Raw genomic sequence first — 12,065 nt, forward strand, 5'->3', positions numbered from 1 at the left:
TCATCTGGGCCGACGATCCGTGCGGCATGCTACACCATGGCTGCGCAGCGCCTGACGGCGGAGCAAGCGCCCAAAGGAATCACAAGTCGCAGCGTAAGGCGAGACGAGGGGAAGGCAAAGCACGCCCTCGCAGCGCGCCTGTGTCCGGCTGTGGAAAGCCGCTCTGGGCCGCGAGAGGCCTGAGCGCCCGTCACGCGGCCGGGATTCACTATTATTAAGTAACTGCAATGGTATCGAAAGACCACGCCTTCTGGGGAGCGAAGATGACCCTGCTCAGCAATCTTAAGATCCACACAAAATTCGCGAGCATGGTGATCCTGGCCGCCCTGGCCGTCTGCACGACCGTCGCCGTGGCGGCTTCCCTCACCCGCGCCCGCATGGTCAATGACCGCATCGAACAACTCCACACGGCGGTCGACCTGCTCTACGGCCAGGCGCAGATGCTTCAGGATGAGGTCGTCGCAGGGAAGATGACCGTCGACCAAGCCAAGGCGGAATTTCGCCGCATCGGGCACCACATGAAATTCAACAGCGGCCAAGCCTATCCGATCGCGCACAACATCGCCGATTCCTCTGTGCTCATGAACGGTGCAGACGAGAAGATGGAAGGCAAGGTGCTCGGCATGAAGGACGCCAATGGCGTGCTGATCTCCGAGGCGCAGATCAGCGCGGGCCGGCAGAGCCCGGAGGGCGGCACGAGCTCCTACCTCTATCCGCGGCCCGGCCAGACCGAACCACTCCGCAAGCTGGTCTTCGGCCGCATCTTTGCGCCATGGAACATCTCGATGAGCTTCGGCCTCTATGTCGACGATATCGACTCCGACGTGGACGCGCTGCTCTGGCGCCTCGGCACCTTGGGTGGCGGTCTCATGCTGCTGCTTGGTCTTCTGTCGTGGCTTGTTTCGCGCGATGTCGTCGGCGGGCTGCATCGGCTGATGGACCGCATGCAGGGTATCGCCGGCGGTGCGCTGGAGACTCCGGTCGCCGAGACCGATCGTCGCGACGAGATCGGCCGCATGGCCGAGAGCCTCGACGTGCTGCGCAAGACGGCGATCACGGCACGCATGCTCGAGCAGGAGCAGGCCGCCAGCAAGCAGCGCAGCGAAGCCGAAAAGCGCCAAGCCCTGATCATGCTCGCCGACCGCTTCGATGCCTCGGTCGGCCAGCTTGTCGGGATGATGGCCGCAGGCGCCGGCGAGCTCGAAGCTACCGCGAAGTCGATGACGGGCACTGCTGGCAGCACCAAGCAGCGTGCCAGCGCGGTAAGCACGGCCGTGAACCAGGCGAGCTCGCGGGTGCAGACGGCCGCCACCGCCGCGGAAGAACTTTCTTGCTCGATCACCGAGATCAGCCGCCAGGTCGCACAATCCGCCGAGGTGACCGGACGGGCGGTCGAGAGTGCGCGGCGCACCGACACCATCGTGCGCGCGCTCGCCGAGGGCGCCCGGCAGATCGAGCACGTCGCCGAGCTGATCTCGCGCATCGCCCAGCAGACCAATCTGCTCGCGCTCAACGCCGCTATCGAGGCGGCGCGCGCCGGCGAGGCCGGGCGCGGCTTCGCCGTCGTCGCGGCCGAGGTGAAGACGCTGGCCGGCCAGACCGCGCAGGCGACCCAGGAGATCGGCGACCGCATCGCCCAGATCCAGAGTGCAACCAAGGAGGCGGTCGGCGCCATCGACGGCATCACCTCGACGATCGAGGAGGTCGGCGTGATCGCCACCGCCATCGGGACTGCCATCGAGGAGCAAGGCGCGGCAACTGCGGAGATCGCCCGCAACGTCACTCAGACGGCGGAAGCGACGCGCGACGTCACCGCCAATATCGGCGGCGTCTCCAACGCAGCGAACGATACTGGCCTTGCCGCGAGCCAGGTGCTGACGGCGGCTTCCAATCTCTCGAAGCAGGCCGAGCAACTCGCGAGCGAAGTGAACACGTTCCTCGCGGGTGTCAGGGCCGCGTAAGTTTGGATTTGCGCTCCGAACACAAATCACACGTTCGAATCGTGTCGGGCGCGCCACCCATCTCCCAAGACTGCGCCGCCGGAGTTCCCCGGAAATCGCCAGGTGCTGCTCTCGGCCAGTTTGATCAATCGCATACAGAAAGCGTGCGTTAGCCGCTCGCGACGATGGCCGGGCTGGTCGGCGCGTGACAGACTGCCTCGATGCGATGGCCCTCGGGGTCCAATACGAAGGCGCCATAGTAATCGGCGTGGTAATTCGCCCGTAACCCTGGCGGCCCGTCGTTGCACCCCCCGTGCGCGAGCGCCGCCGCGTGAAAGGCGTCGACCGCGGCGCGGCCGGGAGCACGAAAGCAGATATGGGCGCCAGGAATAGGCGTCCTCACCTCCGCTTCGTAGGTGATCGTGAATTCGACACCGAGCGATCCTGGCGCAGCGCCGTAATCGGAACCGCGGTTCTCGCCGAAATCAACGATACGTACGAGCCCGAGTGGACGCAATACGGCGTCGTAAAAGCGCCGACTGCTGTAAATGTCGGTGACACCGAGTGAGACATGATCCAGCATAACGTTCGCTCTCAAATAGCGTCCGCGCGAGGCGCAGCGTGAATGCACAGAACGTCGCAGCTTTTGTGACTGGAACGCCGAGCGGGCTACCCCTCATAGTGCCACGGCAAGCAAAAGTGCGCATTTTCATCGGCCGTGGCGCGCCACTTCGGTCCAGGTCAGGCCGCGGCAATTCCGTCCAGGACCGGCTGCGCAGGCCTGCATCGCATCCCCATCACCCTCGTCCTCCCGGCGGCAGCGTGTCAAGCAGCGGACACGACAGATGGGCGATCTGGTGGGCTGTGCCGCGCGCGCTCGCACCGGGCTCGTCCTCGGACAACAGGACGCGCACGAATTTCCAGTTTTGCGGATCGAGACCGACCACCGCCGCGACGATGTCCCCGTGGGCCGCGCAGTCGCGCGCCCGCTCGATCTCTTCTGCAAAGGCGGCTGTCAGGTCCGCATCGAGCGGGATGGCGATATCGTCCCGATAAAGGAAGCACGCGTCGCTTCCCCTGCCCCGGAACGCATCCAGCGCGACGTACGTCTCGATGCCAGCGCGTCCGACCACATCCGTGACGACCTTGTAGCCGCCGCGCACCAGCCAGTCGCGGAACGCCTTGTCCTGCTGCCAGAGATAAAGCGAGGAGAAGTTGTTCGCGATGGCGCCGAAGCGGCCGGCTTCGCGCAGCAGAAAAGCCTTGAAATAGAGCGCGGGCACCGCGTCCCAGACCGTCCCGCGCTCTTTCAGCCATCGCCGCAGCGCGCCGAGATCGTAGTCAGCCGGCAGGCGATGGGCGTAATGCACAATGATCATGTCACGGCTGCTCCTTGAGCAAGGAAATGAGAGGCGACCAAAGCATGATAACGTTTGCTCGAATCGGTGTGCCGGTCCGGCTGTTCACCTCTCCCCGCTGGCGGGGAGAGGTCGCCGCGCGACGAGCGGTGCCGTTGGCATCGCTAAGTGCGCGACGGGTCAGGGGGAGTCTCCACAGGGCCGGTTCCTTGAGACTCCCCCTCACCCAACCCTCTCCCCCGCAAGCGGGGAGAGGGGGCGCATCTTCCGTACGGCTTTGATCGAGCCGCATTTCATCATGCTTTAGCAGCCGAGAGCGACGCGACGTCGGCGCGCGCGGGACGGCGCTGGGTGCTGATTGCCAGAACCGGATTTGCGGCCGGCGACGACTACACTCCTCAGGCGCCATCGCTCGATTCGACATGAAACCCTTTCGAGGTGATCAGCCATCGTCCATCGATGGAATGCCAGGTCAGATAGTCCAGAAACACCATCGTGACGATCCGCACGCGCACCTTGGTCAGGGCCATGCTCGTTGAGACAAAATCCATCGTCAGGATTTCATTGAGCCGCGGCGCGTTCACGGATTGCGGCGATTGCCGCTTCCTGAGGATCTCCTTGTAGGTCTCGGCCGGCCACACCATCATTTGCCCGTCGCGGTAACCGTGCAGCTGGACGCTCGGCGCAAACACCTGATCGAAGCGCGACACGTCGCAATCATACATCAGGTCAAAATACCGATGGGTGGCGTCGATCAGACTGGACAGGCACTCGCGCTCGAGCGGTGGCGCGGTCGATTTTGCGTCTGCGATGGTAGCGAGCGATGCTGATGCTTGAAGCGCTTGGGTCATCGAAGCCTCCGGTTGGAAGAAACGCGCGCGGCCGCGATGTCATCGCCGCGCGCTCAGAAGAATCTCAGCGGCCTGCCTGCCGGCCCGAATGGGCTCGACGCCGCCCTGGATGAACGCCTCGATGCTCGCGCCATCAAGCAAGGCGAGCAGTTGCTGAGCCGTCGTGTCCGGCTTGCGGTGCCCGGCCCGCGCGGCGATGTCGCGGAATTTGGCCCTGATCCAGGCCTTGTGCGCGCGCACGAGCGCGTGCATCGGCCCCTCGGGCTGCGGGTCCTGCACGACGACATTGATGAAGGGGCAGCCGCGAAAGCCGGGCTCGGCTGCGAACTGCTCGGAAATGTCGAACATCGCCTTGACGCCATCCGACGGCGTCTGCGCCCGCGCGAGGTGCTGCTCGATCAAGGTCCGCCGCGTCTCCGAATGCTGTTCGAAGGCCGCGAGCGCGAGCGCCTCCTTGGAGTCGAAGTTGTTGTACAGCGTCATACGGGCGACGCCGGCGCGCTCGGTCACCTCGTTGATACCGACATTGGGCATCCCGCGGTCGTAGAAAAGATCCGCCGCCGTATCGATCAGACGGTCGCGCGGCGATCGTCGTCCGGACATCGCATCGCCCTCCCTAGATATACCGGTCTACCTAATCAGCGCGAGGTCCGGACGTCAAGCGTTCGTTCGGACAAGGAGCGCATTTGCCGGGCGACGGCTCACATAGGAGTTATGAGGCGGGAGACTTGGATTTCGCCTTCCGCTTCGGCGCCGGACGCTGGCGCTTCGCGGCGATCCGGCTCGCGGCGGCCAGTGCGGCGCGCGCCCAGGCGATCAGTTCGTCAGGCTCGTCAAACAGCCGCTCCGGCGCGCGCCAGAACGACAGGTCGATGCTCGCGCCCTGCTTGCTGTAGTTCAGCGGCGGATAGGCTTCGGCTTCCTTGAACGTGGCGCGATTGTCGTCGTCGACGCGGAAATACAGCGTGTTCTCGGTCACCATGCCGAACATCAACCCGTCGCAGAACACGCCGGTCTTGCCGAACATGCGCCGGAAGCTGATGTGGCCGAGCGCTGCAAGCTGCTCGCCCAGAAATTCCGCAAAGCTGTCACTCGCGACCATTCTCGAATCCCAGCCGCTTGCTGCAAGCACGCGGCGCGCGCGGCCAGGCCGCCTAACGATAACTTGATAGCACAATACTGGCTGAACCATCGACATGAGGATGCCGTCGCGCTGCTGCTGCTCGATTACCGCGAAGCGTGATTGGTGGGCGCCGATCCTAGCCTCTACAATCGAACGTCATTCGAGCGCAACCGCGACGGAGAAGCGGCATGGTAGATCCGCAAATCGGCAGTTTCGGATCATGGGTCTCTCCCATCACAGCCGATGCGGCCGTGGCCGAAACCGGAACATTGGCCGAGCCGCGGATCGACGGGGACGACGTCTATTGGATCGAGGGAAGGCCACTCGAGAAGGGCCGCAACGTCGTCGTCGCCAGGGCCGCCGACGGCGCGATCAGCGACGTTACGCCGGCCCCGTTCAACGTGAGATCGCAGGTCTACAGTTATGGCGGAGGCAGCTATGCAGTCCGCAACGGCGTCCTCTATTTCGTCAATTTCGGCGATGGTCAAATCTACCGACAGGTCGTGGGCGACACTCCGACAAGAATCACGTCGAGCGCGAATTGCCTGTTTGCAGATATGTGCGTCGACGTCCCGCGAAATCGACTGATCGCAATAAAGGAGGAGCGTCCGGACGGCGACGTCATTCACGCAATCCATAAGCTGGTCGCCATCGACATTGCTACGGGCTACGAGGCTACGCTCGACAGCGGATGCGACTTCTACGCGTCGCCGACGCTCAGCCCGGACGGGTCAAAGCTTGCGTGGCTGAGCTGGCAACATCCAAACATGCCGTGGACGTCCAGCCGTTTGAATGTCGCAAGTCTGGATCCGGCGGGCGCGCTGACAGACAGGCAGATCGCCCAAGGCGGTTCCGAGTCGGTGTTTCAACCGCAATGGGCGCCGGATGGGCGACTCTACTTCATCTCCGACCGCACAAATTTCTGGAACATCTATCGCTGGAACGCCTCCGGCGTGGAGCACATCCTGGCGCGAGACGCTGAATTCGGTGTGCCTCAATGGCAACTCGGTCTCTCGACCTACGCGTTCCTGTCACCTGACGTTCTGATCTACTCATTTGTCCAAAACGGGACGTGGCGCCTGGGCCGGCTGGACCTAGCGACATCAACTGCTCACGACTATCGAACCGAATTTTCCTCCCTGTCGGGTGTCCGCGCGTCGGCAACGACGGTCGTGGTGCGCTGCGCGACATCGACCTCACCGCCGGCCATCGCAACCGTCGACGTGAACAGCGGAGCGGTGTCGCCGATCAGGCCTCTCGTTGGATCGGACCGCTTGCAGGGAATTCAGAACTACTTTTCGGCGCCGCAACCCATCGAATTTCCGACGAGCAACGGCGAAATCGCCCATGGCTTCTACTATCCTCCTCACAATCCGGACTGGCAGGCGCCGGCCTCGGAAAAGCCTCCCTTGCTCGTGAAGAGCCATGGCGGGCCGACGACAGCGACCGATTCGTCGCTCAATCTTTCGGTGCAATTCTGGACCAGTCGGGGATTCGGTGTGCTCGACGTGAACTATCGCGGAAGCACCGGGTACGGACGGAAATATCGAGAAAGGCTCTACGGTCAGTGGGGCGTCATGGACGTGATGGATTGCATATCCGGCGCGAAATTCCTGGCCGCTCGCGGCGATGCCGACCCGCGAAAATTGGCGGTGACGGGTGGCAGCGCGGGCGGCTACACGACGTTGTGCGGGCTCACTTTTCATGCCGAATTTGCCGCCGGTGCGAGCTACTACGGGATCAGCGATCTGGTCGCGCTCGCCACCGAGACTCACAAGTTCGAGCTGCACTACACCGACTGGCTCATCGAGCCGTTTCGGCCCGACAGCGCACTTTATCACGACCGCTCGCCGATCAATTTCACCGAAAAATTGTCCGTTCCGGTGATATTTCTCCACGGCAAGGACGATCCGGTGGTGCCGATCAATCAGGCTCAAAGGATGTACAGCGCGCTTCAAGGTCGTAACATCCCGACCTGCCTGCTGATATTCCAGGACGAAAAGCACGGATTTCGCCAGTCGGCTCATCTTCGCCAGGCGCTCGAGGCAGAGCTCTTGTTCTATTCGATGAACCTGACACGAGTTCCGCTTGCATCGTGATGCAAGCCGCTGTTCCGGCTGAACCTGTGGTTCCTTCCCCGTGCTTTTTTCATTGCACGGGGGCCATGGGTATCAGTGGATACCCGGCCTTCCCTGCGCCCTCATGTCAGAGGGAGCGAGACGGACGCAAGACTCGGGCGCACCGCGCCGCGGGAACGTTCCTCGTTCGCCGCATGACACAGTCAACCGGCATTCCATCCTGCGGGACCAATGCGGCGCCATATTGAATTGCGATTGAACCACAAGGCCTCTAACAATCGCACTCCACGCGCCCGCGACAGGACCAGAGCCCCCTCCAAGCACCTCCGGGGTTTCAATGGACGACGATCTCCTCTCCAAGCTGGAACAGCGCCTCGGCCGCCTGCAGGCCCGGCAGCGCCTTGGCATCGAGATCGACCACGAAGCCCAGATCTTTGGCCAGGGACTGAACTTTTTTCACATCGAGAACTGGTATTCGATCCACTCCGTGATCCGAGGCGTCCTGAAGCTGAGCGGGCTTTATTGGCGCGGCTGCCGCAACGCGGAGCACATTGTCGTCCGGACCAACGACGTCCTGAGCGCAAAATTGCCACCGCTGTTCGACGGCTTCACCATCCTCCAGATCAGCGACACCCATGCCGACATCAGTCAGCGCGCGATGCGCCGCCTGGTCGAACTGGTCGATGGTCTGAGTTACGATCTCTGCGTCTGGACCGGGGATTTTCGCGGCGCCACCTACGGCGCTTACGATGCGGCGCTGATGGAAACGGCAGAGATCGCCGGCCGTCTCAGGCAGCCGGTCTACGGCGTGCTCGGCAATCATGACACCATCCGGATGCTGCCTGGCCTCGAAGCCATGGGACTGCGGATGCTGCAGAACGAGTGCGAGACGATCCGGCGCGATGATGAGGCCATCCATCTCGCCGGCATCGACGATGCACACTACTTTCGGGTGGACAACATCGAAAAGGCGGCCGCGCGCCTTCCGGAAGGCGCCTTCGCGATCCTGCTGTCGCACACGCCGGAAATCTATCGCCAGGCGGCGCATGCCGGTTTCGACCTGCTCCTCAGCGGACACACCCATGGCGGCCAGATCTGCCTGCCGGGATCGATACCCCTGACACTCAGTTCAGCGCTGCCGCGGCGGCTGGGCGCCGGGGCCTGGCAGCACGGTAGGATGGCCGGTTACACGTCGGTCGGCGCCGGATCCAGCGTCGTGCCGGTGCGCTTCAATTGCCCGCCGGAGATCACGCTGCATCGTTTGCGGCGGGCGTGATCGAGCAATGCGCTGCGCTATTTCACCCGCACGTCGAACGAATAGGATGCGCCGAGCCCGACCGTCACCTGGTTCGGCGAGCCGCGCAACTGCACCAGCGGGCTGGCCGCGGCATCGCCGAGCAGGCGCTGGTATTCGACATAGGAGTGCACCTCCCATTGCGGATTGAGGCGATAGCGAAGCTGCGCGCCGGCACCGGCCGAATGCGCGCCGCCTCTGGCATTGAAGGCCGGCAGTCCCGAGAGCGCCGCCTGCAGCGGAGTGATGCTGAAATAGGGCGCGGTGGCGCCCGTCGATTCCAGCGTGAAGCGCGGGCCGGCCGAGAAAGTCAGGCCCTGCCCCAGCGGCACGATGGCATCGGCGGAAAAATTCGCGGTGACGCCGCCATGGCCAAAAAATCCCTGCCGCACCTCGACGCGCGTACGAAACCAGTCGATCGGAAAATATTCGACGAAGCCGCCGAGCTCGAGCGCGGCGTGGACATTGCCGAGCCCGGCAAGCTCGGCAAAATTGTTGGCATTGCGGGCAGCGACGAATTTTGCGACCGGGCCTGCGTGAAAGCCGCCAAAGTCGAACAGGGTGAAGCTGGCGCTGTCGAGCGGGCTGCGGAAACGCTCCGGCGAGCTGGCGCGGCGGATCGAGAACACTGGAATCGGACTCACCATGTAGCGCTTCGCGCCCTCGAAGTCGGGCTTGTACTCGGCGCCGGCCCCGACCGATACGATCCAGTCTCCTTCGATCGACGGCAGGCCCGGGATGGTGAACGGTGGCGGCGGCAGCGTGAACACCGGCTGCAGCGTGGAGGCGGACGCAGACGACGCAGATGGCGGTGGCACCTTCGCGGCCTGCGCCATCGCGGCCGCCGGCACGAAGGCCAGGGCCCAGATCAAGCTGAGAACGCTGCGGTACGGACGGCGGCCGATCCGATAAAACGATCGCGCAACGCCCCGCACCATGTCGCCCCTACTCTAAACACGGCGCCGGCTGCGGCGCCTGATCTCTCCGGCCGCATCGGATGCCACGCGAAGGCGCTGCATCTTTGGCCGCACTGTGGGGCAAATGCGCCTAACATGCATGTCAGGAAAGTCAGGCCGCGTGGTGCGCCGCCGCCGGTCGGCATGGCCGCCCCGCCTTGGCGCGCGATCTCGAAAGTTGCAGGCAAAGGCGCAACCGACTATCTCGTTGCTCAAGGCTGGCCTGCCATGGGCCAGACCGGTCGGACTGACCTATCAAGAGGACGCCGTGCAGCTCGAGCAACCTGCGAAAGTCGATATGGCCCAGGATTTGGTTCAAGAGACGCCCCGCCTGATCAGCATGAATGCGAATGACAATGTGGCGATTGTCGCGAATGATTTTGGCCTGCCCGCGGGCGCGGCCGCGCCCGGCGGCCCGACGCTTCGCGAGCGTATTCCTCAGGGGCACAAGGTGGCGCTCGTCGACCTGCCCAAAGGCACGCCGGTCCGCCGCTATGACGTTGTCATCGGCTACGCCGCCGAAGATCTGCCCGCGGGCGCATGGGTCAATGAACAGCGCCTCGACATGCCGGCGCCGCCCTCGCTCGATGGCCTGCCGCTGGCGACGCGAAAGTCCCCGCTCGGCGGTGCGCTCGACGGCTACACGTTCGAAGGCTTTCGCAATGACGACGGCTCGGTCGGCACGCGCAATCTGCTGGCGATCACCACGACCGTGCAATGCGTCTCCGGCGTGGTGGAGCATGCGGTCAAGCGGATCCGCACCGAGCTCTTGCCGCGCTATGGCAATGTCGACGACGTCGTGGCGCTCGAACATATCTATGGCTGCGGGGTCGCGATCGATGCACCGGGTGCCGAGATTCCGATCCGCACCTTGCGCAACATCAGCCTCAATCCGAATTTCGGCGGCACCACCATGGTGGTGAGTCTGGGCTGCGAAAAGCTGCAGCCCGAACGCCTGCTGCCCAAGGGTGCCTATCCGTCGCGCGCTGCGATGGGCGCGCGCGACTATGATCTCGTGACCCTGCAGGACAATTCGCATGTCGGCTTCGAGGCCATGATCAGCTCGATCATGCAGACTGCCGAACAGCATCTTGCGCGGCTTGACAAGCGCCGCCGACAGACCTGCCCGGCCTCCGATCTCGTCGTCGGCTTGCAGTGCGGCGGCAGCGACGCATTTTCCGGCGTGACCGCTAACCCGGGGCTCGGCTTTGCCGCCGACCTTCTGGTCCGCGCCGGCGCGACCGTCATGTTCTCGGAAAATACCGAGGTGCGCGACGGCATCGCGCAGCTCACCGCGCGCGCAGTCAATGAGGATGTCGCGCGCGAACTGATCGCCGAGCTCGGCTGGTACGACAATTATCTCGAGCGCGGCCGGGTCGATCGCAGCGCCAACACCACGCCCGGCAACAAGAAGGGCGGCCTTTCCAACATCGTCGAGAAGGCGATGGGCTCGATCGTGAAATCCGGCAGCGCGCCGATTTCCGGCGTCGTGCGTCCCGGCGAACGCGCGAAAACCAAGGGGCTGTTATATGCGGCGACGCCGGCCAGCGATTTCGTCTGCGGCACGCTGCAGCTCGCCGCGGGCATGACGCTGCACGTGTTCACGACCGGACGCGGCACGCCGTATGGGCTGGCGGCCGTGCCGGTGATCAAGGTCGCGACCCGCAGCGAGCTGGCGCGGCGCTGGCACGATCTGATGGACGTCGACACCGGCGGCATCGCCTCCGGCGAGGCGACCATCGAGGAGACCGGCTGGCAGCTGTTCCGCACCATGCTGGAGGTGGCGAGCGGACGGCAGACCTGGACCGAGAAGTGGCGGCTGCACAACTCGCTCGCGCTGTTCAATCCGGCGCCGATTACGTGAGCTGTCGGGAGGGGAGCGCGTCTCACTCGCAGGGCAGGTAGCGGAAATAAAAATCGTCGTCGATTTTTTCCACCGTGGCCCGGCCGCGCGCCGAGCGGGAGATCAGGCTGATGTTCTTGCTGTCGTCATAGACGATTTCGGTCGCGCAGGATGCGCCGCTGGGCGTCGCGGGCACGTCGTCGCCATAGGAGAATAGGACCATCGAAACCCGCCCTTCGCGGGACGGAGACATGGCGGCGACCCGCGCAACATATTCGTCTCTATGCAACCAGAAGTGGATCCTCATGCCATCTGGGGAAAACCACTGCAGGAGGGCCACGAGAACAGCCGCGCAGACCAGGCTCGCCAGCCGCCGAGGTCCGCGCGTGAACACGCAGGCGCCGACGCACCAGAGCCAGGCGATGGCGTGAAAGGCGACCAGCGCGCCTGCCAGGAGCCAGAGCTTGGAAAGGTGCTCGACATAGCTCAGCTGGAAAAGCAGCTTGTAGGCAACGAAAAAGCACGCAGCGTAGATGACCACGCGGAAGGAGAAAGTGTCGCGACTCCCGGTCATGTCGACTCTCGGCATCGGGACCGTTCAAGTGCGCGCCGGAAAATCATA

11 protein-coding genes are annotated in these 12,065 nt (G+C 64.0%); 4 read left to right on the top strand and 7 right to left on the bottom strand.

Annotation, left to right across the window (positions count from 1 at the left end):
- The first annotated feature begins 263 nt into the window (after nucleotides 1-263).
- Entirely contained in the window at nucleotides 264-1,961 is a 1,698-nt protein-coding gene (locus JOZ76_RS10115) for a methyl-accepting chemotaxis protein (RefSeq protein WP_291698488.1), read from the top strand.
- Nucleotides 1,962-2,109: 148 nt separating this feature from the next.
- Here the strand turns inward: JOZ76_RS10115 and JOZ76_RS10120 are convergent, their stop codons facing one another.
- From JOZ76_RS10120 to JOZ76_RS10140, 5 genes are all read right to left on the bottom strand, one after another.
- Nucleotides 2,110-2,523, bottom strand: coding sequence for a VOC family protein (locus JOZ76_RS10120; RefSeq protein WP_291698489.1), 414 nt, complete (start codon nucleotides 2,521-2,523; stop codon nucleotides 2,110-2,112).
- Between the two features lie 214 nt (nucleotides 2,524-2,737).
- Nucleotides 2,738-3,319: a DUF4865 family protein gene (locus JOZ76_RS10125; protein ID WP_291698490.1), complete on the bottom strand. Its 582-nt coding sequence runs from the start codon at nucleotides 3,317-3,319 to the stop codon at nucleotides 2,738-2,740.
- 377 nt (nucleotides 3,320-3,696) lie between these two features.
- Entirely contained in the window at nucleotides 3,697-4,149 is a 453-nt protein-coding gene (locus tag JOZ76_RS10130) for a nuclear transport factor 2 family protein (protein ID WP_291698491.1), read from the bottom strand.
- A 39-nt stretch (nucleotides 4,150-4,188) separates the two neighbouring features.
- The gene (locus JOZ76_RS10135) at nucleotides 4,189-4,752 is read right to left on the bottom strand and encodes a TetR/AcrR family transcriptional regulator (protein ID WP_291698492.1); all 564 of its coding nucleotides are present in this window, start codon (nucleotides 4,750-4,752) and stop codon (nucleotides 4,189-4,191) included.
- Between the two features lie 109 nt (nucleotides 4,753-4,861).
- Nucleotides 4,862-5,251, bottom strand: coding sequence for a TfoX/Sxy family protein (locus JOZ76_RS10140; RefSeq protein ID WP_291698493.1), 390 nt, complete (start codon nucleotides 5,249-5,251; stop codon nucleotides 4,862-4,864).
- Nucleotides 5,252-5,460: 209 nt separating this feature from the next.
- On the opposite strand from JOZ76_RS10140, the gene JOZ76_RS10145 reads away from it, so the two are divergent.
- Complete coding sequence (locus JOZ76_RS10145) at nucleotides 5,461-7,371, top strand: S9 family peptidase (RefSeq protein ID WP_291698494.1); 1,911 nt, start codon at nucleotides 5,461-5,463, stop codon at nucleotides 7,369-7,371.
- A 316-nt stretch (nucleotides 7,372-7,687) separates the two neighbouring features.
- Nucleotides 7,688-8,626 carry a metallophosphoesterase gene (locus JOZ76_RS10150; protein ID WP_291698495.1) on the top strand — a complete coding sequence of 313 codons (939 nt, stop codon included), beginning with the start codon at nucleotides 7,688-7,690 and terminating at the stop codon, nucleotides 8,624-8,626.
- 17 nt (nucleotides 8,627-8,643) lie between these two features.
- Here JOZ76_RS10150 and JOZ76_RS10155 read toward each other — a convergent pair whose 3' ends face one another.
- Nucleotides 8,644-9,582 (bottom strand): MipA/OmpV family protein, encoded by a 939-nt coding sequence (locus JOZ76_RS10155; protein WP_291698496.1) that lies wholly within the window; start codon nucleotides 9,580-9,582, stop codon nucleotides 8,644-8,646.
- 316 nt (nucleotides 9,583-9,898) lie between these two features.
- Between JOZ76_RS10155 and garD the strand changes: the two genes are divergently transcribed.
- A complete protein-coding gene (gene garD, locus JOZ76_RS10160; protein WP_291698526.1) occupies nucleotides 9,899-11,464 on the top strand; it encodes a galactarate dehydratase in 1,566 nt (521 codons plus the stop codon).
- A gap of 22 nt (nucleotides 11,465-11,486) precedes the next feature.
- Here the strand turns inward: garD and JOZ76_RS10165 are convergent, their stop codons facing one another.
- Nucleotides 11,487-12,017 carry a hypothetical protein gene (locus tag JOZ76_RS10165; RefSeq protein ID WP_291698497.1) on the bottom strand — a complete coding sequence of 177 codons (531 nt, stop codon included), beginning with the start codon at nucleotides 12,015-12,017 and terminating at the stop codon, nucleotides 11,487-11,489.
- Between the last annotated feature and the right edge of the window lie 48 nt (nucleotides 12,018-12,065).

It is taken from the genome of Bradyrhizobium sp. (assembly GCF_019244115.1).
Lineage (GTDB): Bacteria > Pseudomonadota > Alphaproteobacteria > Rhizobiales > Xanthobacteraceae > Bradyrhizobium.

Bases quoted from the DNA above. Each gene is read 5' to 3' on its own strand.
- JOZ76_RS10120 (WP_291698489.1), bottom strand. From the start codon at position 2,523: ATGCTGGATCATGTCTCACTCGGTGTCACCGACATTTACAGCAGTCGG.
- JOZ76_RS10145 (WP_291698494.1), top strand. From the start codon at position 5,461: ATGGTAGATCCGCAAATCGGCAGTTTCGGATCATGGGTCTCTCCCATC.
- JOZ76_RS10140 (WP_291698493.1), bottom strand. From the start codon at position 5,251: ATGGTCGCGAGTGACAGCTTTGCGGAATTTCTGGGCGAGCAGCTTGCA.
- JOZ76_RS10155 (WP_291698496.1), bottom strand. From the start codon at position 9,582: ATGGTGCGGGGCGTTGCGCGATCGTTTTATCGGATCGGCCGCCGTCCG.
- JOZ76_RS10115 (WP_291698488.1), top strand. From the start codon at position 264: ATGACCCTGCTCAGCAATCTTAAGATCCACACAAAATTCGCGAGCATG.
- JOZ76_RS10125 (WP_291698490.1), bottom strand. From the start codon at position 3,319: ATGATCATTGTGCATTACGCCCATCGCCTGCCGGCTGACTACGATCTC.
- garD (WP_291698526.1), top strand. From the start codon at position 9,899: ATGGCCCAGGATTTGGTTCAAGAGACGCCCCGCCTGATCAGCATGAAT.
- JOZ76_RS10150 (WP_291698495.1), top strand. From the start codon at position 7,688: ATGGACGACGATCTCCTCTCCAAGCTGGAACAGCGCCTCGGCCGCCTG.
- JOZ76_RS10135 (WP_291698492.1), bottom strand. From the start codon at position 4,752: ATGTCCGGACGACGATCGCCGCGCGACCGTCTGATCGATACGGCGGCG.
- JOZ76_RS10130 (WP_291698491.1), bottom strand. From the start codon at position 4,149: ATGACCCAAGCGCTTCAAGCATCAGCATCGCTCGCTACCATCGCAGAC.
- JOZ76_RS10165 (WP_291698497.1), bottom strand. From the start codon at position 12,017: ATGACCGGGAGTCGCGACACTTTCTCCTTCCGCGTGGTCATCTACGCT.